The organism is Paenibacillus sp. FSL M7-0802 (genome assembly GCF_038004945.1).
Classification (GTDB): domain Bacteria; phylum Bacillota; class Bacilli; order Paenibacillales; family Paenibacillaceae; genus Paenibacillus; species Paenibacillus polymyxa_B.
The window spans coordinates 4,159,930-4,178,820 of the sequence record NZ_JBBOSD010000001.1; the positions used below are offsets into that span (position 1 = coordinate 4,159,930).

The window sequence follows — 18,891 nt, forward strand, 5'->3', positions numbered from 1 at the left end:
ATGAAAGAGGTGGGTATTTTGCAGCTTATGGAAAAAATAACTAAAGGAACTGTAAAGGTTGCGGTAATCGGCCTCGGTTATGTAGGGCTGCCCATGGCAGTGGAAATGGCACAGGCTGGTTATGATGTATATGGTGTAGATTCCGATCCTGTCAAAGTAGCCAAGCTGCTTCAAGGAAAGTCTTACATCATAGACATTGGCGATGATGCATTGGAAGGTCTGATCGGGCAGCAATTGCATCCAGTTACGGATATCAAGGTGCTGGAGCATGCGGATATCGTCGTGATTTGTGTGCCTACGCCGCTGACAGACGGACATCAGCCGGATACGTCCTATATTGAAACGGCTATTGATCAGGCCATACCTCATTTGCGTAGACAAACACTGTTGATTCTGGAAAGCACCACCTATCCGGGAACGACCGAGGAACTGATTCGGCCGGTGATAGAGCAGCGCAGGGGCTGGACGGTAGGTAAGGATTTCTATGTGTGCTTTTCACCGGAACGTGTTGATCCGGGCAGCATTCATTTTAATATTCGCAACACACCCAAGGTGATCGGCGGTTGCACGCCGGATTGTCTGGCAGCGGGAGTGGGTTTTTATGGCTCCTTTTTGGACCAGATTGTTCCAGTCAGCTCGACAACCGTGGCGGAAGCCGCCAAGCTGTTCGAGAATACGTTCCGTAGCGTCAACATTGGAATGGTCAATGAGCTGACAGCCGCCTGTGAGAAAATTGGCATCAATATATGGGAGGTACTGGATGCAGCGGCAACCAAGCCATTCGGCTATATGCCTTTTTATCCGGGACCTGGCATCGGGGGGCACTGTATCCCGGTTGATCCGCTATACTTGTCATGGAAATCCGAGCAGCATGGTTTTCCACTGGAATTCGTGGACTTGGCAGATCGCATGAATCGGCGTATGCCGCTGTATATTGCGGAGCGAATTGAAGCCATGCTCGCTCAGAAAGGTAAAGCCATAAACAAAGCCAAAATCATTCTGGCAGGTGTGGCCTACAAAAAGGACATTGATGATGTTCGGGAATCCCCAGCTCTTGTCCTGTTTGAACATCTAATAAAAATGGGAGCTTCGGTGAGCTTCACCGACCCATATGTATCGAGCTTTAAGCTGAACGGTGAAGCAATCCCATCTCGAACGACAAATGCTCAGCTATGGGAAAGTGCAGATATCGTAGTCATCACGACAGACCATTCTGTGGTGGATTACCAACAGCTGGTCGACCATGCCCCGCTGGTCTTCGATACACGTAATGCGACCGCACATTGCACAGGTGGACATGTCGTGATCTTGGGGCATCCCGGTGATGGAGGGGGCGCCGCTGTTGGCTAACCGTGATCAGGTAAACGAACGTTATTACGGGCAGATCAATTCGGAGGAATCTCATGAAGCCACCCGCAATAGAATTCACTGGATTTGCCGCCATGTACAGGGGCGTACCGTGCTGGATGTTGGGTGCAGTCAGGGGATAACGTCCATTTTGCTTGGACGGGAAGGCTTTGAGGTAACGGCTATTGATTTGGAAGAGGGCAGCATTTCTTATGCAAAAAAAGAACTTCGTCAGGAATCTGCACCAGTCCGGGGAAGAGTCCACTTTCAGTTAAAGGACATTTCACAATTTGAGCGTCCTCCCGGTGGATTTGATACCATTATTTTAGGGGAGATTTTGGAACATTTTGCGCATCCCGACACCCTGCTGGCTCATGCTTACCGCTTGTTGAATAAAAAGGGAACGCTCGTCTTGTCTGTACCTTATGGATACCATCCTTTCCATGATCACAAGCGGACTTACTATGCTGGGAGCCTCTCCCGTGTGTTGTATCCTTATTTTGATGAACAAGCGCTGGAGGTACATCACAAATATTTGTGCTTTGCCGGCCGCAAGAAGTCGAAAGAACTGCGTGAGGTCAAACCAGAGGTAGCGCATCTGAATGAGTGGATGAAACTGGACGAGGAACAATTTCGACTGGTGGAGCAGCAGCATGTTCGCAAAATGAATCAGCGAAAGGCCGCACTCGACAAGGCGGTACAGCGAATCCGGCATATGGAGGAACAACTTTTGCCGATGGAAAGGTATGTACGTGCCGAACAGCTAGTCAAGACGCAGGCTGAAAGGAGAGGTGCATATACTGATGGCGAGTCTACCGGAAAAACGAAGGCAGATTCAGCCAAAGGTAAAGGGGATGACGTGAAGTCATGACTGAGCATCCAATGACCATCAGCTTGTGCATGATCGTAAAGAACGAGGAGCAGACACTTGCACGCTGTCTGGATTCGGTCGCAGACCTGATGGATGAAATCATCATTGTGGACACGGGATCGACGGATCAGACGAAGACGATAGCAGCCCGCTATACGGATCGGCTTTATACGTTTGAATGGAAGGATGATTTTGCAGCCGCCCGTAATGAATCGTTTGATAAGGCGACGTGTTCCTACATCATGTGGCTGGATGCGGACGATGTGCTGCTGGAGCCGGAGCGTGAGCGCCTGCGTGCCTTGAAGCAGCGTTTGTCTATGGATATCGACGCAGTGGTAATGCCACTTCATTTGGCAGAGGGGGAGCAGGGTGAACTGTTGTTCACCTCACGCCGTATCCGTCTCGTGAAGCGTGAGCGACAATATCGCTGGGAGGGACGTCTGCATGAGGATTTGGTGATACCTCAAGGGCAAATCGTTCATTCAGATGTGGCAGTCACACACCGCCGAATGCAAGACCACACGCTCCGTAATCAACGTATTCTCGCCAGGTGGATCAGCGAAAGCGGCAAGCTGGAGGGGCGTCTGCTGTATTTGCATGCCAATGAATGTTTTGACCGTAAAGAATATGCCGAGGCGGCAGAGGCGTTCAATCATCTGTTGGAGGAGCCGAGCGGCTACCGGGAGGAGAGGATTACCGCTTGTGCGCGCTCGGCGGAATGCTATTTTCACCTCGGGAAGCCGGAGCAACAGCTGGATAGTCTGTTAAGCTCCTTTCGATACGGTGTACCGCAATCAGACTTGTGTTGCATGATCGGTGACTGGTTTTTCACACGAAACGAATGGAGCACTGCCGCATACTGGTATGAAAAGGCATTGGAGCAACAGCATCACCTTCCGGGTATGCGACCTGTTCCGCTGCCATGCTACTCCTGGTTACCTCATGTGCGGCTCAGCCATTGCTACGCCCATGCAGGTAAGCTGGACGCTTCGTATGAGCATAACCAAACCGCTTTACGCTATTTACCTGACGACCCGCATTTACTGGATAACGAACGCAAACTCAGGGAGGCTATTTCCAACTTCCCACCCTCAGCCTGTTCCTCAAAATAGTTCAAGCTGTTCCGGCCCGTTATCTTCTTCGGGTGGCTTGCGAGGTGGAAAAGGTTTAGGGTCCATGCCAAGCATGGTCATGAGCTGCTTGGCGTTAGCAGCGGCGTCTCCACCTGAGTTGTTGTTGAAAATAACGCACACCTCACGGCTTTGCTGCTCCAGCTCCAGCAATCTGTCTCTCCATTCGGTCAACTCTTGTTCATTGTACCGATACAGATAACGAACCTCCCGCCAATTAGGCGCGGAGCTTTGATTCCAGCCCGATATGTTCCGTCCGTGGAGACGTACGACTGTCAGATTACCATCTGTAGCCAACGGCACAATGGGAACCGACCCCGGTCCTGCCTGCGGCTCGTCGCATACGCTGTGTATCCAGCCTTCTTCACGCATGAATGCCAGCGTTTGTTTCCGAAAATCGGGTGTGAACCAGCTTTGATGTCTGAATTCAAGTACGGATGGGACCTCTCCCATCCTTTTTTTCGTGTCTCGCAGTACAGCGACATTCTCACGTGTACAGTCGAACCAGGGCGGGTACTGAAACAGCACGGCTTTGAGCTTGCCCGCTTCGCGAAGAGGCTGTATGGATGCATGCAGTGCTTCGTACATGGCATCTATTGTTTTGAAGTAAGGCTGCTTGCCGCGGGTATGTCCAGTCATGCCTTGATAGGCTTTGACGAGAAATGAAAAAGAGTCTGGTGTTTCCGCCGCCCAGCGTGCCATACGATCTGTGGGCTGCACCGCATAGAAAGAACTATCCATCTCTACTACCGGAAAATGGCTTCCATAGACGCTTAGTTTTTGGTTAGCTTTGGTGCCCGTTGGATACAAGTCATCGTGATCGCCCCAACCCGTAAGTCCAATTTGAATCATAACTTTGCTGCTCCTTTCTCTTATGAATACTTCTAAAAGCGTTCCCATGAATCATTTTAATGATAAAATGGGGTGGATCATGTACTCTTTATTAAAGCTACTGAAGGTATTATGAAATGGATTCAAATAACGATTATTGTAACATGTTTGTTGTTCAGGATTTTGTAAAACCCTTATTCGTAATGCTTTTGAGTTTCCAGTTTGAAAAAGCTAATATAGTATGTAATAGAGCGAAATGAGTTCATGGAGGAGAAACGATATGGCAGAATGGTACGAGCAAAGCTTTGGGGAAGATTATTTATTGGTATACAAGCATCGCGACTTTCAGGGGGCCTATCAGGAAGTGCAAAAAATGATCTCCTGGCTCAAATTACCGCAAGGCTCCAGCGTATTGGATTTATGCTGTGGGATGGGACGTCATTCGCTTGCGCTCGCAGATGCAGGTTATCAGGTGACAGGTGTGGACCTTTCCAATGTGCTGCTGAGAGAGGCTCGTGCAGCTGATTCCGAAGGGCGGGTAAGTTGGTATCAAGGGGATATGAGAGAGGTGCCGCTGGATGAAAGCTATGACGCGGTGATGAATTTGTTCACCTCCTTCGGTTATTTTGAAAAGGATGAGGAGCAGCTTAAAGTACTAAAGGAAATATATCGGTTGTTGAAGCCGGGAGGACGCTTTATCATAGATTATTTGAACCCTGCTTACGTAACCGCTCATTTGGTACCGCATTCGTCACGGGAGGATGAAGGAAATTGGATTGAGGAGCATCGGGTCATTGAAGATGGCTTTGTGAAAAAGCAAATTGCGATTCGGTCAGCCGCATCTGTTACGGCCACTGAGGCAGCCTCTGCTCTGGGTACGACTCCTACTGAGGGAGAACCCGCGCGCGTGTATCATGAACGAGTGAAGCTATATCCGTATGAAAAGTTCCGTGGATTGCTAGAGCAAGCCGGACTATCCGTAGAGCAGGTGCACGGAAGCTATAATGAAGATCAATATATCGAAGATGCTTCGCCTCGAATGATTTTTGTCGGCGTGCGGGCTTGAAACAGAAAGGCGGATGGGAAGCCATGAAAATGCCAGAGCTTACACCGTGTGAGCGAATAGACGGAGGCTTTCAGGTCAAAATATCCATGTCCTTTCCGCTGCGCTGGGTGAATAGCTATGTGCTCAAGGGACAGCACGGTTTTACGATTGTAGACCCGGGGCCGCGCAATATGGATACCGAGGCAGAATGGGCGCATGTCTTCCAACAGCTGGGGATGTCCTTTGAGGATATCTCTGACATTGTGGTAACTCATCATCACCCCGATCATTACGGATTGGCGGGCTGGATGCAGCAGCAAAGTCAGGCTCGTGTACATATGTCAGCTCGAAGCCATAAGGAAGCGATGATGATGTGGGACGCTCCAGAATCGACGGTCGCTATGGAGAACAGGCTTCCCAGCTTTTTTGTCCAGCATGGCTTTCCTTTGGAGCAAGTGTCGGCCTTGGAATTACATATACGGCAGGCTTATTTGCAAGTGAATCCACAGCCTGAGATTACCGTTATTCCTACCGGAATGGACGCTCGTCTGGAATGGGGTGGACGCAGTTGGCTGCCCGTCGAGACAGGAGGGCATGCGCCCGGACATGTGTCCTTATATGACCCGAATAGCGGCGTTATCCTCTGCGGTGACGCAGTTTTGCCGCAGATTTCTCCTAATATCAGTCTGCTGCCGGGCAGTGATGCCCAGCCGTTGAAGTCTTATGTAGACGGCTTGCAGCGTCTAAGCGAGCTGGAGGTAGCGTGGGCATATCCGGGGCACCGCAATCCGTTTGGTTATTTTCGGGAGCGGACGCAAGCGTTGCTGGCGCATCATGAAGAACGGCTGGATAAATTCCAGCAGATGATCCAACCGGAGGGCAGCACAGCCTATGAGCTGTGCATTGCCATGTTCGGTGGCAAGCTGGGTATTCACCAGCTAAGGTTTGCCATGTCCGAGACGCTGGCTCATCTGGTGGAGCTGGTGCGCCGTGAACGGGCCTCTATGAGCGAGACGGACTCAATCACGCGCTTCTATCCCCTTTGCCGTCAATAGTCGCGGAAAACTACCCAACAAGTGACATGACGAAGCAACATGACAAGCGGCATGCATGCCGGAAAAGAGGATTTTATGAATTTGCTGCTGCTGGGAGCTACCGGACGCGTAGGACGGTACATATTAGATTATGCATTAGAGGAAGGTCATGCCGTTACTGTCCTTGTTCGTTCACCGGATAAGCTGGAGGATTACGCACCCGGATACGGGAATCAGCTGCAAATCGTACAAGGCGATGCCACTAATGCAGAGGACGTAGCACAAGCGCTGAAGGGTGGGGCGACGGCTGTAATCAGTGCGCTGAATACGGATGGAACGACTACCTTATCCGTTAATATAGCCCTGCTGGTCCGGCTCATGCAGGAGCAGTCCATTTCCCGGCTCATTACAGTAGGAACGGCAGGGATTTTGCAAAGCCGGACCGAACCGGACCTGTACCGGTACGAGTCCTCCGAGACCCGGCGACGCAGCACTCGTGCGGCCGAGGAACATCGGCGAGTGTACGAATTGCTGCATGAATCGCCACTAGACTGGACAATCGTATGTCCAACCTATCTGCCGGATGGAGCGCGGACAGGTATTTATCGCGTGGAAAAAGATTTTTTGCCTGAAGGTGGCTCACAAATTACCACCGCGGATACGGCTGATTTTACCTATCGTCAATGCAAGAGTTACGAATTTGTCCGTACACGGGTAGGCATTGCCTACTGATCGTGGAACGCCAAACATAGCATCATTTTTAAACATTCAACCAGAGCGCGGTAAGTGTACCTACTCATTGCGTTCTTTTTTATTTGACAAACACTCAGGCTTAGAATACTATGGTTCTTAACAGAAACAATGTTTCCTGAGATCTTGTGTAGATCTTTAATTTATTATAGTAGCATCAAGCAACAGTTTTTAATAAGCAAAAGGAAGTGCATTCAATCATGACCGAGCCATCGCATCCCTATAAAACCTATTCGGAAGTGAAGCTACAGCAGCAGCAATTGCTCCGTAAAAATGTCATTGACGCCGCATGTATCCTTCTTGCGGAAGAAGGGCCAGAGGCCGTGACCGTGCGGCGAGTTGCGCAGAAACTAAGTTGTTCCACCAAGATCATTTACAGTATTTTTGGCAGTAAGGATGGTCTTGCCAATGAGATGTACCTGGATGGATGTCGGCTATTGGCTGAATCCTTTCAGCAAGTACCCGTTACCGAAAGCGTACTCGCTGATCTTGAAGCTCTATGCTGGGCGTACTGGGAATTTGCGCAGCTTCATTCAGCCTATTACAAAATGATGTTTGGCGGGGCATTATCTGATTTCAAGCCGGATGAACAGAGCTTGGAGGGTACCACAACGGCCCTGTCTCAAATCCTGCAAACCGTCATACACGCTATGGAGCAGGGAGCATTGAAAGAACATGATCCGCTGCTGGTTGTCCGGATGTTTTGGTCTGCTTTACATGGAGTCATACATCTTCAGTTTGCAGGTCATTTTTCAGATGTAGATATGGCTCAAGGAGTGTATGCATTTACACTGAAGAATGCGCTCGTAGCATTTAAAACATCCTCATCTCCATCGTAAATATGAAGTGTACTGAGGTCGTCATAGTAGATGACTTCAGTTCATTATAGAGTAGTGGTAACAATGTTTCTTAAATAAAACAACAATACTATGGAGGTTGTCATCATGTTTATGTACGCAAATAAAATAGCTCTGATCACAGGGGCTTCATCCGGTATTGGCGAGGCCTTTGCCTATTCGCTCGCAGCTAAGAAATGTAATCTCATTTTGGTAGCACGCAATGAAACCAAATTAAAGACACTGGCTAAAGAACTCTCAGCTAAATATAACGTAAAAGCAACGGTGATTGCGTTGGATCTTTCCACACCAGGAGCACCCCAAGCATTGCATCAGGAGGTTCAAAAGCAACAGCTAAAGGTAGATCTCTTGATTAACAACGCGGGTTTTGCCACCTATGGATACTTTGAGCAGGTTTCAGGAGAACGACAGCATGAGGAAGTGATGCTCAATGTGGCTGCTTTAGTCGACATCACACATGCATTTATGCCTGATTTATTGCGTAAGCGGGATGGTGGATTAATCAATGTTTCTTCCACAGCTGCATTTCAGCCCGATCCTTATATGGCGGTGTATGGAGCAACCAAAGCATTTGTGCTTTCTTTTACTGAAGCGCTATGGGCCGAAAATCGGAAACGGGGGCTTAGAGTTCTGGCCCTTTGTCCAGGCTCAACGGAAACGCCGTTTTTTGATATTGTTGGCGCAAGTGAAGCGTCAATTGGAATTAGGGAAACTCCCCAAACCGTTGTGAAGAACGCGTTGAGAGCATTTGAAAAGGGGCGTAGTCACATCATTTCCGGTCGCCAAAACTATTGGGTAGCTCAGGTGTCCCGGTTCTTCTCTCGTCAATCCACGCTGGGAATTGTAGAACGTGCACTGCGTCCACAAAATGGATTGTAATTTATGAATAAAGGTAATCTGAGCTTGAAATGTTAGAATACCAATGAATAAGCTGTGAGTTTTATGCACCGGGTCTGATCGTTTATAGCTTGACTTGAATCAGACCCGGTGTTCCTATTTGTATAGATCAAGCGTTAGATCCTAGTTCTAGTCCTCGGGAATATAGTAAAATTCCATCCCGTTTCTCCCAGCCATTAGCTGACCAGAAGCGTTGACCCCCTGCGTTATGCTCCATCACAAACAGATGACATTTATCAATGCCTTCTCTCAGCAAAGCAGATAACGCTTTATCCACCAGTCTGGGCGCGATCCCTTGACCACGATGTGCTGTGGCTACACCCAGATGATACAGAAACCCCCTGCGACTATCGTGACCCGCCAAAATCGTGCCTATGATGCTTCCATCATGCTCACAGACAAAGCTAAGTCCTTCGTTCCGTTGTAAAAAGCGTGCAATCCGCTCCGGTGAGTCGGCCTCGCTTAATCCCAATCCGTCTAAGCCATTCCAAAGGTCAATGGCCTGATCATAATCGTCAGCCTGCATCGTACGGAATGTATATCCTTCAGTTACGTTTGCCATGTCTAGTTCTCCTCTAACCCTGTATATATCTGTTGTATTCCAAGCGTTGTTTGTTATTTAACGTGTTGTATTCGGTGCACTTTCTTCCCCAAGCTCCTGCTCGCGCTCTGCCTGTTTGCGATGGGCGATGCGGCTGCTGGCCGAAGCTGCGATAGCGCCCACAATGTCGTCCAGGAACGTATGGATCGGCCCGAGGCTTTTATCATTCAGGCGTTCCAGCACACCCGGTTTGAGCTTATCGACATAACCGTAATTGGTAAATCCAATGCTGCCGTACACATTTACGATGGAAAAGGCCAGAATTTCATCCACACCGTATAATCCCTCATCATTCTCAATCATGTCCTGCAATGGGGGAAGAAGAGCGCCTTGTTCAGCAAGGATATCCAGTTGGATGCCCGTGAGCACGGCATTTTGAACCTCGCGCTTCATCAGTACCTTGTCCACATTCTCCATACATTCTTCCATCGTTAGGGTCGGGTAATATTTTTTTTGTAAAAGCATGACCAGTTCTGCAATTTCAGTCAGGTTCACACCACGCTTGTGCAGCAACTCGCGGGTGGCATCGGCTACCTTTTTACTATTCAGGCTGTAAGGTGCTTTTTTCTTGTCCATAAAGTTGAAGTTCCCCTCCTCGTATAGATCCTGATTTCTACTGCAATTATGACCAGTGTGTCCAGTCTGCTGAAAAAGTAGTTATTTTTTACGCGAGGCTCGTATACATATTAGTACAATCTGTACAAAATTGTTAGGGAGGAACTTCACTTATGAATATAAAACACCCATGGCGTATGACCTCTGTAGCTGGACTGCTATCCCTACCCCTGTTGTTGTCGGGCTGCAGCCTTTTCGGCAACGAATCGGCATCCATTGACCCCCCGCCGTCCACGACAGAGCAGTCCATGATTAAGGCTGTAACCGGAAAAGCACCTGCCAGTACAGGTCAACTGAGAGCTGTTTTTTTGCAAGATCATAACGGTTTGCTGGCCCCGGTATCTTTACCGATTGCTACAGGTGATGTGCAGGCAGATGCCAAGTCAGCGCTGGAAACATTGGTTGAGGGCGGGCCGTATGCTGGATTATTACCAGAGGGATTTAAAGGTGTAATACCCCAGGGTACAGAAGTGAAAAGTGTGACGGTGGACAAGAACAACAAGCTGGCTGTTGTCGAGTTCAATAAATCTTTCGCGAACTATAAGCCACAGGAAGAACGAAAATTAATGGAGAGTTTGACCTGGACCCTGACCGACCGTCCCGATATTGAGAGTGTACAGATCTGGGTGGATGGCAAAAAACTGAACGAAATGCCTGTTGGCGGCACACCGCTGGATCATCCGTTGACGCGTGCAGTAGGTATTAATTTGGAGATTGGTCATGGCGTAACACCCCTGGATTCCAGTCCAGTCACCGTGTATTTCTCTTCATCTTCTCCTGCTGGAGTTCAATACTACGTACCTGTAACACGGTTGGTCAGCCCTGAAAAAGATCGTGTCCAGTCAGCGCTGCATCAATTGATTCAAGGGCCGCAGACCAAGGATGGGCTACAAGAAGTGATGACAGGGGAGACGGCGCTGAAATCGGTAGAACGCTCCAAAGACAACGTAATTACGGTATCTCTTTCAGATGATATGTTTGCTAAGGGAGAAGCCGTGCCTGCTGAATTTTTGGAATCGGTTGTGCTGACAGCGGCAGACAATTCAGATGATGCGGTCAAAACAAAAATTCGGATTGAACTAAATGGTGAAAAAAGCGTGATTGGACAAAATAATCAAAATTATGGAGAGCCTGTAGCCAAGCCGCAACATATTAACGAAATCCCTCTTTAAGGGCGGGAATCGTCCTTGGGGTGCTTTTGCCTGCACACTTTGGTAAAATAAACATATAAGAACAGGTTGCATACGACGTAGGAGGAAAAAGCATGAGTAGATCTAACGGACGAAACGGTGATGAGCTGCGCCCGATGAAATTGACAGCAGGAGTAAATAAATACGCGGAGGGCTCTGTTTTTATAGAGGTTGGCGAGACGAAAGTCATTTGCACGGCTACTGTAGAAGAACGCGTACCACCCTTTATGAAGGGACAAGGAAAAGGCTGGGTAACCGCAGAGTATTCCATGCTTCCGCGTGCGACTCATAGCCGTAATCAGCGTGAAGCTGCGCGTGGCAAGCTGACAGGCCGTACCATGGAAATTCAGCGTCTGATTGGAAGAGCGTTGCGTTCGGTGGTCAATTTGCAGGCGCTTGGTGAACGGACGATTACGTTGGATTGTGACGTCATTCAGGCGGACGGCGGAACACGCACAACCTCAATTACCGGTTCTTTCGTAGCGTTGGCGATTGCGGTCAATAAAATTGCCACCCAGCACAAGCTGCCTGTTTTTCCAATTACCGATTTCCTGGCTTCCGTCAGCGTAGGGGTTGTTGGTGAAAAAGCGTTGCTGGATCTGAACTATGAAGAGGATTCCAAGGCCAAAGTGGACATGAATCTTGTCATGACTGGCAGCGGAAAATATGTTGAGCTGCAAGGTACAGGTGAAGAAAGCCCATTTGACCGTAACGAATTGGATCAACTGCTTAGCTTGGGCGAACAAGGGATTCTGCAAATGATTGAGCGCCAAAAAGAAGTACTTGGACCGATTGCTGATAAGATCGGTGCTGGACGTACAGGAGCTGGCGCCTAATGCGGCTGGATGGCCCGGTCGTCATTGTCGCTACGAAAAATAAAGGAAAGGTGCGGGAATTTGCCCATGCTTTTGCGCCGTTTGGCAAGGAAGTCAGAAGCATGTACGATTATCCCGACATTCCTGATGTCGTTGAAGATGGCAAAACCTTTGCCGAAAATGCACTGAAAAAAGCTAAAGCGGTTGGAGATGTGCTCGGATTGCCCGTGCTGGCCGATGATTCCGGCCTCTGCGTGGACTTGCTGGACGGTGCGCCGGGGGTATACTCTGCCCGTTATGCTGGAGAAGGTGCCAGCGATCACGAAAACAATATTAAGCTGCTCGACGTTCTGGAATCGAAGCAGCTGGGTGATGATACGGGACAGCCTTTGCTAAGCCCGGCTCAATTCGTCTGTACCTTGATTCTATATAATCCGCAGACTGGCGAGACGTTGGAATCGACAGGCTCCGTGGAAGGCTGGATTACTACTGAAACCGCCGGCAGCGGCGGGTTTGGGTATGATCCGCTGTTTTATTTGCCAGAGTTTGAAAAGACAATGGCCGAGCTGACGTTGGAACAAAAGCAGGCTATCAGTCACCGAGGGATAGCTCTGCGTGATTTGGCAACAAAGCTGGGTAATCCACAGGCATAGCTTGGTAACAGGGGAGAAATCATCCCCCCATTCACATAACGAAAAAAAAGGCTATCCGTCAGTCATGAGCTGCGGATAGCCTTTTTGGTACTTTCTGTTCCCCATATAGTACACAGCGAAAAATTGCCGCTGCCGCTTAGAAGCTCTATTGCTCCAGCATTCAGTGTAGCTTATCGAATAGCTACCTTGTAAGTGCGCAACCAGTTATCCACTTGAGCCAAGTAGGCAAACAACTGGGGACCCGACATCAGCTGACCAAACCAAGGCAGATTGGTGGATGCCTCCGGTGAGGCGGCAATATCGCGTACCTTTTGCGCATCGATCAGCTTGAGCAGTGGGGAAGAGGAATCATCCAGCAGCTGCAACGCCTGCTTTTTCACAGCCTCAAGATAGGAAGGGTTATGAGTTTTGGGATATGGGCTTTTTTTGCGATACAGCACATCATCCGGCAATACGCCCTCTAGCGCCTTGCGCAAAATACCTTTTTCACGTCCGCCTGTCATCTTGATACTCCACGGAATGTTCCATACATATTGTACCAGTCGATGATCGCAATACGGCACCCGCACTTCGAGTCCGGCACCCATACTCATCCGATCCTTGCGATCCAGTAGAGTAGGCATAAAGCGGGTGATGTTCAAATAGGACATGACGCGCATTTGCGCAGCTTTTCCTGTTTCCCCCGGTAGCTTCGGCACTTCTCCTACCGCTTCTGAGTAGCGATCGTTCAAATACTCCAGCGGCTTGATCCAGTCCCGTACCTCGGGAGACAACAGACTGGCTCTCATATCGGGTGCAACTGCCCACGGGAATGTACCCGAATTCAGCATATCTTCCCGGTGGAACCATGGATATCCGCCAAAAACTTCATCCGCAGCCTCGCCGGAAATAGCGACCGTAGCTCCTTTTTTAATCTCCCGGCAAAAGAGATACAGCGACGAATCCACGTCCGCCATGCCGGGTAAATCCCGCGTTAGTGTGGAGTTGTTCAGAGCTGCTACGACTTCTGGCGTATCGAATTCAATCCAGTGATGATTTGTCCCTAATTCATCCACCATCCGCTGAATCCAGGGGGCATCGGCTCCGGGTTGAAACGCATGGGCTTTAAAATGCTTGTCGTTATCCACATAATCGACCGAATACGTATGAACTTGTCCTTGCCCGGTACGGTTATAATAATCGACAGCTAATGCGGATAGAGCGCTTGAATCCAGCCCGCCAGACAATAAGGTGCACACTGGAACATCCGAAATGAGCTGCCGCTCCACCGTATCCAGCAACAGTTCTCGTACCTTGAGCGCCGTTTCTTCGGTGTTATCCTCATGCGCAATGCTTTCCAACTTCCAGTAGGCTTGAATGCGCACGCCGTCGCGGGTGTAGGTTAGCGTATGCCCGGGACGTAGCTCCTTCATGGACGAATAGACGCCGTGTCCGGGGGTACGTGCAGGCCCAATGATAAAAATTTCGGCCAATCCCTCGGCGTCCACTGCTGCTTCTACTGCTGGATGCTGAAGCAGTGCTTTGGGTTCTGAGCCAAATACGAATACTTCTTCGGTTTGGCTATAAAATAACGGCTTCACTCCCAGCCGATCCCGTGCCAGAAATACCTGCTCCCGCTCACTATCCCAGACCGCAAACGCAAAAATGCCGTTTAACCGATCCACACATTCGGGGCCCCATTCGATATAGGATTCGAGCAGCACCTCCGTGTCGCATTGTGTACGGAAAAAATGCCCGCGCTGTTGGAGCTCTTTTTTCAGCTCAGGCGCGTTATATATTTCCCCGTTATATACAATCGTATAAGTGATATCCTCCAGCTGCCGGATCATGGGCTGAGCGCCATTTTCCGGGTCCATTACGCTCAGTCTTCGGTGTCCGAAGGCACACGGGTTGGATATCCAGGTACCCGCAGCATCCGGTCCGCGATCGGAGAGCGTTTGTGTCATATTCAGCAGCAGCTCAGATTGATGCATTAAGTCTCCGTTCCACTGTATGAAACCTGTAATTCCGCACATGTCTGTTCATCCTCTCTTTGTCGTGTTCATCCAGTGTTGGAATGAATCAAAAACTAAATCCCCAGTTCATCAGTATATATGCCGAAAAGAAGCATAAAATGTCTGTCCGTTCCGAAAACTACAGATGGGGAAACCCGTCTACTCGCAAGGAAGGAGGGAGACCATGTACTACATCAAGGATGCCAAAATACGCCGCTTCACTGAACTTGACGGAGTGCGCTGTGCTGAGGTAGAGGTGCGGCCCGGTGCCGCAGATGACCCGGAATTGCTGGTCTATATCACGGCCAAGGATCAGACGGATGGTCAGCATGACTATGACATGGTACGGATCATCCGCAATGACGCCGATCTGGAGCTGGATTGGTACGACAATAATCTGCATTCGGCATTTGAGGAAGTGACAGACAAGGCTTTTACCGACTCTACACACATTACTGCTGGTGAGGAGCGAGAGAAGTTTAAAAAAGAATTGCTCTCCTATGGGCAGCTCAGTACAGAGTTCGCCAAGGAGTTCGGGGCATGAGGATATGGTGTGCTATGCCTCGGCTTTTGTTGATTTGGGCTCCGGCGCCATCGCCGGATCAGCGTGAAAGGAGGGGGAAATCATAGACGGCAAAGCGAAGTATAAGAAAAACAAAGGCAGCAGTTATATTCATAACAATGAGTTCGCGGAAGAAGTGCTGGAGAAAAACGTAAGACATGAAGTACGGAAAAGTCCTAAACGCTTTGGGAATAAATAAGCAGCCATTGAACTAAATAGCAACAGCAACTCATCAAAAATGACCCTAAAGAAGCCTCCGTATCCCGCCAAATTTGCGGTATGCAGGAGGCTTCTTTTTGAACTAAGCCGCTTCACGCAGCGTCATAATCCCTTTGTAGATGTTATACACAAAAACCCCGAGATAGACCACTACGAATAGCAGTACAAACCCGATCACTGAACCTGCATGATTCGACGTTATTATAAAATACACTAGCGGAATTGCCGCAATAATGGGGAAAATATGCGATAAAATAGCTTTTTTTGCATGTCCCTGAACATATTCGTCCCGTACTGCAATCCACACAATGACAGGCACTAGAAAAGGTGCGAAGAAAATGCTGAAATAACAAAGTGACGACAAAAGACCTCTCACGGATTAACCCCTCCTTTATGCATGGTTCTTTGTACATAATACCCCGTTAGCGTCCAAATGATTCCTTTTGCAGCCAGCTTCCCTATATCATAAAAAAATGCTTTTGACAGTTGCCCGAAATGTGATATAATAATCAATGCGCTGAATACATAAGGTTTTATTGATCACTATCTTGTCCCAGTAGCTCAGCTGGATAGAGCAACGGCCTTCTAAGCCGTCGGTCGGGGGTTCGAATCCCTCCTGGGACGTCGAAGCGTTCAGATATGTAAAGTTTGAACGAAATTAAAAATGCTTCAAATCCTTGATATATAAGGGTTTGGGGCGTTTTTTCTTTTATTGGGGTTACGATAGAAAACGTTAGAAAAAGGTGTGATTAATACACCTGTTTACTCAAATTATACACACGATTTTTACACGCTATATAAACGTTCAAAAATGTCTGTTGTTTGTTTTGAATCCTGTTCACGTAGCTCTTTCATAAGGTGGGCATATGTAGAGGTAGTGATATCTAATGAGGCGTGACCAAGCCGCTCCGAAACATACAGTAAACTAATACCTTTATATAGTAGCACGCCTGTTGAATAACCACAAAATGGTAGAAAAAAGATCGTCTTTTCTATAGAATCGTTGGTACCATCCAAACGAATCCGAAAGAAGACGATCTCATGAAAAATTCTATCACGATTACATCTATCCTTCAATCCATGCTGACTCCTGAAGAAGTTCAAGGGGTTGTGAAGTTAATAGGTTATGAAGACAAAGCCCGCAAGTTTACGGTGTACCATTTACTCCAATACTGGTGCATGGCTGCGTTGGAACAATGGGGTAGCTATCGATCCAGCGTAGATTATGCGGCTCTCTGTGGCTTGCCCGTCGTCCACTACTCACGCTTTTCAACCAAAGCCGCCGAAGTCTCGTTTTCCGTATTTAAGGAACTTTTCCATCTACTTGTTTACAAATGTAACCGGGAAGCACGTCGGAAACTGACTTTCCCAAAAGAATTATTACTCATAGATTCAACCACGATGACGGTGGGAAAAACGCGTTTGCCTTGGGCTCCTTATCACGGGGAGCGTGCAGGTATTAAACTTCAAGTCGCTTTACGAGCAGAAAATGGGCAACCCCTTCAGGTGGTCGAAACGCTGGGCTCCAAGCATGATGGCCCCATGAGTGAAGCGTTGGCTCAACCGGACTACATTTTGGTGATGGACCGTGCTTATGGGAAACTGGAGCGTCTGGATCACTTCAAAACCCATGGACAATCGTTTGTCATTCGGCTTCGCGACAACGTCCATTTGGAAAAGCCTCATGCGCTACGTCGCCTTATGAAGCCAGATTCATCCGTCATTCGGGATATCACTTGCCAGTTGGGAACCCCTCAGTGTCGTTCCAGACAACGTCATCGTGTGGTGATGTTTCGGGATTTTGAAGGTCGGGAAATTCGGGTGGTTACCGATTTAATGCAGGTGACCGCAGAACAAATCGCACAGATCTATAAGGCTCGATGGCAGATTGAAGTCTTCTTTCGTTGGATCAAGCAACATTTGAATATTCCAACGCTGTTTGGTACGACTGAAAATGCGGTCTATGGGCAATTATTCTGTGCTCTAATCGTCTATGTCCTGCTCAATTGGCTATTTGTTGCTGCTCAGACTTCATGGCCCCAACATGCCGTTCTTTCCTTTGCGCGATTTTCTCGTCTATTTCTTCTTCAAAACTACCTGTTGAATGGCTGATTCAGATTCAGCGCGTTCTTCTTCAGTGCACCTCTTGTTTCATGAATTGAGTTACTTATTTTGGTTATTCAACAGGCGTGGCAGAATCTAAAAGTATCTATAATCATAAAAGATTTATTCCACTTTTAGATAAGGATTGAGAAGACCATTTCAGCTAACTGCGGCTTTAGTTTAATCACAATCTTCCATAAAAGAGCGCGATTCTATAATAAGGATCAGTTCGTTTTTATTAAAGGGCCATATTATATCTTTTAATTTAAGTGAAACTGCCTAAAAAGTATGTTAATATCAGATTTAACAGACAGACAAACTAGTATTTATAGAGGCGAAATTATGAAAAAATATAGAATATATCAAGTAGACTCATTTACAAAAAATAGATTTCATGGTAACCCTGCTGGGGTTGTTCCAAATGCAAATGGACTTACAGATGAGCAGATGCAGAGAATTGCAAGAGAATTAAATAATTCGGAAACTGCATTTATTTTTGAAACAGATTCTTCAAATTATGATGTTGAAGTAAGATTTTTTACTCCAACAACAGAGGTTCCAATTTGTGGTCATGCAACAGTAGCAGCGCATTATATTTATTCAATTGAGAGAAAAGCTGAAACTGGAAGAATTATTCAAAAAACAAAAGCAGGTATATTGCCTGTTGATGTTATAAAGTATGAAGATGACTATTCTATTGTAATGACACAGGGAGAACCTTCTGTATCAGAGCCTTTAAATGATGAAATAAGAAGTCAGATTGCAAATGCGTTAGGTATTTCTTGTAAAGATATTTGCATGGAATATCCAGTTGCAATATCTTCAACAGGTCATTCTAAGGTAATGGTTCCGATTTACTCCAATGAAATACTACATAGTTTGAAACCTGATTTGCAGAAGCTTACAGAAATTAGCAAGCATATTGGATGTAATGGATATTATGTTTTTACATTAAATCCACAAGAGGATATATTGGTTCACGGAAGAATGTTTGCTCCTGCAATTGGAATAGCTGAAGACCCGGTGACAGGAAATGCAAACGGACCGCTTGGAGCCTATTTGGTACACTATAACATTTTGCAAAATGAGAATGAGCAGTCTTTTGATTTTGATATTTTACAAGGTGAGGCAATCAAAAGAGAGGGAACAATGCATGTTCATGTGAAAAAGGAACAGGGAAAACCCGTATTAGTTCAAATTACGGGGAAAGCGGTTATTGCTTTTTCAACGGAGATCATACTTTAAAAAGTCTAACAAATTTATCAATAAGCTTAATGACGGATTGTCAAGCCAAGTACAAACCCAATAACACCAACGTCCCAGCAAGTACTCCTGGGACGTATAGCAAAAAGCTTCCTACATGTAGGAAGCTTTTTT

19 protein-coding genes and 1 tRNA gene are annotated in these 18,891 nt (G+C 47.6%); 15 read left to right on the forward strand and 5 right to left on the reverse strand.

Going from position 1 to position 18,891, the window contains the following annotated elements:
• From MHB54_RS19195 to MHB54_RS19205, 3 genes are read left to right on the forward strand one after another with little or no spacing between them, the layout of a single operon-like run.
• Entirely contained in the window at positions 1-1,350 is a 1,350-nt protein-coding gene (locus MHB54_RS19195; protein ID WP_264454627.1) for a nucleotide sugar dehydrogenase, read from the forward strand.
• Positions 1,343-2,218 carry a class I SAM-dependent methyltransferase gene (locus tag MHB54_RS19200; protein ID WP_069080432.1) on the forward strand — a complete coding sequence of 292 codons (876 nt, stop codon included), beginning with the start codon at positions 1,343-1,345 and terminating at the stop codon, positions 2,216-2,218. Before MHB54_RS19195 ends, MHB54_RS19200 begins: the two co-directional genes overlap by 8 nt.
• Positions 2,215-3,330: a glycosyltransferase family 2 protein gene (locus tag MHB54_RS19205; protein ID WP_264454628.1), complete on the forward strand. Its 1,116-nt coding sequence runs from the start codon at positions 2,215-2,217 to the stop codon at positions 3,328-3,330. The genes MHB54_RS19200 and MHB54_RS19205 overlap by 4 nt, the downstream gene beginning before the upstream one ends.
• On the opposite strand, the gene MHB54_RS19210 is transcribed toward MHB54_RS19205, so the two are convergent.
• Positions 3,322-4,200: a DUF72 domain-containing protein gene (locus tag MHB54_RS19210; protein ID WP_068941735.1), complete on the reverse strand. Its 879-nt coding sequence runs from the start codon at positions 4,198-4,200 to the stop codon at positions 3,322-3,324. The genes MHB54_RS19205 and MHB54_RS19210 overlap by 9 nt on opposite strands.
• A 259-nt stretch (positions 4,201-4,459) precedes the next feature.
• Between MHB54_RS19210 and MHB54_RS19215 the strand changes: the two genes are divergently transcribed.
• From MHB54_RS19215 to MHB54_RS19235, 5 genes are all read left to right on the forward strand, one after another.
• Entirely contained in the window at positions 4,460-5,245 is a 786-nt protein-coding gene (locus MHB54_RS19215; RefSeq protein WP_264454629.1) for a class I SAM-dependent methyltransferase, read from the forward strand.
• 23 nt (positions 5,246-5,268) lie between these two features.
• Complete coding sequence (locus MHB54_RS19220; protein ID WP_264454630.1) at positions 5,269-6,279, forward strand: MBL fold metallo-hydrolase; 1,011 nt, start codon at positions 5,269-5,271, stop codon at positions 6,277-6,279.
• Positions 6,280-6,354: 75 nt separating this feature from the next.
• Positions 6,355-6,990, forward strand: coding sequence for an NAD(P)-dependent oxidoreductase (locus MHB54_RS19225; protein ID WP_264454631.1), 636 nt, complete (start codon positions 6,355-6,357; stop codon positions 6,988-6,990).
• Positions 6,991-7,208: 218 nt separating this feature from the next.
• On the forward strand, positions 7,209-7,847 hold the full coding sequence (locus MHB54_RS19230) for a TetR/AcrR family transcriptional regulator (RefSeq protein WP_023990031.1): 639 nt from the start codon (positions 7,209-7,211) through the stop codon (positions 7,845-7,847).
• Between the two features lie 105 nt (positions 7,848-7,952).
• Positions 7,953-8,744 carry an SDR family NAD(P)-dependent oxidoreductase gene (locus tag MHB54_RS19235; RefSeq protein ID WP_023990030.1) on the forward strand — a complete coding sequence of 264 codons (792 nt, stop codon included), beginning with the start codon at positions 7,953-7,955 and terminating at the stop codon, positions 8,742-8,744.
• A 127-nt stretch (positions 8,745-8,871) separates the two neighbouring features.
• On the opposite strand, the gene MHB54_RS19240 is transcribed toward MHB54_RS19235, so the two are convergent.
• The gene (locus tag MHB54_RS19240; protein WP_023990029.1) at positions 8,872-9,324 is read right to left on the reverse strand and encodes a GNAT family N-acetyltransferase; all 453 of its coding nucleotides are present in this window, start codon (positions 9,322-9,324) and stop codon (positions 8,872-8,874) included.
• Between the two features lie 57 nt (positions 9,325-9,381).
• Positions 9,382-9,939: a phosphatidylglycerophosphatase A family protein gene (locus MHB54_RS19245; protein WP_023990028.1), complete on the reverse strand. Its 558-nt coding sequence runs from the start codon at positions 9,937-9,939 to the stop codon at positions 9,382-9,384.
• 152 nt (positions 9,940-10,091) lie between these two features.
• Here MHB54_RS19245 and MHB54_RS19250 point away from each other — a divergent pair, with 152 nt between their 5' ends.
• From MHB54_RS19250 to MHB54_RS19260, 3 genes are all read left to right on the forward strand, one after another.
• On the forward strand, positions 10,092-11,150 hold the full coding sequence (locus MHB54_RS19250) for a GerMN domain-containing protein (RefSeq protein WP_023990027.1): 1,059 nt from the start codon (positions 10,092-10,094) through the stop codon (positions 11,148-11,150).
• Positions 11,151-11,242: 92 nt separating this feature from the next.
• Positions 11,243-12,004: a ribonuclease PH gene (gene rph, locus MHB54_RS19255; RefSeq protein WP_013311675.1), complete on the forward strand. Its 762-nt coding sequence runs from the start codon at positions 11,243-11,245 to the stop codon at positions 12,002-12,004.
• On the forward strand, positions 12,004-12,636 hold the full coding sequence (locus tag MHB54_RS19260; protein ID WP_013311674.1) for an XTP/dITP diphosphatase: 633 nt from the start codon (positions 12,004-12,006) through the stop codon (positions 12,634-12,636). Before rph ends, MHB54_RS19260 begins: the two co-directional genes overlap by 1 nt.
• A 170-nt stretch (positions 12,637-12,806) precedes the next feature.
• On the opposite strand, the gene asnB is transcribed toward MHB54_RS19260, so the two are convergent.
• Complete coding sequence (asnB, locus tag MHB54_RS19265) at positions 12,807-14,651, reverse strand: asparagine synthase (glutamine-hydrolyzing) (protein ID WP_076264932.1); 1,845 nt, start codon at positions 14,649-14,651, stop codon at positions 12,807-12,809.
• Positions 14,652-14,814: 163 nt separating this feature from the next.
• Here asnB and MHB54_RS19270 point away from each other — a divergent pair, with 163 nt between their 5' ends.
• Positions 14,815-15,174 (forward strand): hypothetical protein, encoded by a 360-nt coding sequence (locus tag MHB54_RS19270; RefSeq protein WP_013311672.1) that lies wholly within the window; start codon positions 14,815-14,817, stop codon positions 15,172-15,174.
• Positions 15,175-15,493: 319 nt separating this feature from the next.
• Here the strand turns inward: MHB54_RS19270 and MHB54_RS19275 are convergent, their stop codons facing one another.
• Positions 15,494-15,787, reverse strand: coding sequence for a DUF4870 domain-containing protein (locus MHB54_RS19275; RefSeq protein WP_264454632.1), 294 nt, complete (start codon positions 15,785-15,787; stop codon positions 15,494-15,496).
• Positions 15,788-15,961: 174 nt separating this feature from the next.
• Between MHB54_RS19275 and MHB54_RS19280 the strand changes: the two genes are divergently transcribed.
• The 3 genes from MHB54_RS19280 to MHB54_RS19290 all read left to right on the forward strand — a co-directional run bounded on the left by MHB54_RS19280 (position 15,962) and on the right by MHB54_RS19290 (position 18,759).
• Positions 15,962-16,035, forward strand: a tRNA-Arg gene (locus MHB54_RS19280).
• 417 nt (positions 16,036-16,452) lie between these two features.
• Positions 16,453-17,523, forward strand: a complete 1,071-nt coding sequence (locus tag MHB54_RS19285; RefSeq protein WP_264454633.1) for an IS4 family transposase — start codon at positions 16,453-16,455, stop codon at positions 17,521-17,523.
• Between the two features lie 333 nt (positions 17,524-17,856).
• On the forward strand, positions 17,857-18,759 hold the full coding sequence (locus MHB54_RS19290; protein ID WP_068941727.1) for a PhzF family isomerase: 903 nt from the start codon (positions 17,857-17,859) through the stop codon (positions 18,757-18,759).
• Positions 18,760-18,891 lie beyond the last annotated feature (132 nt).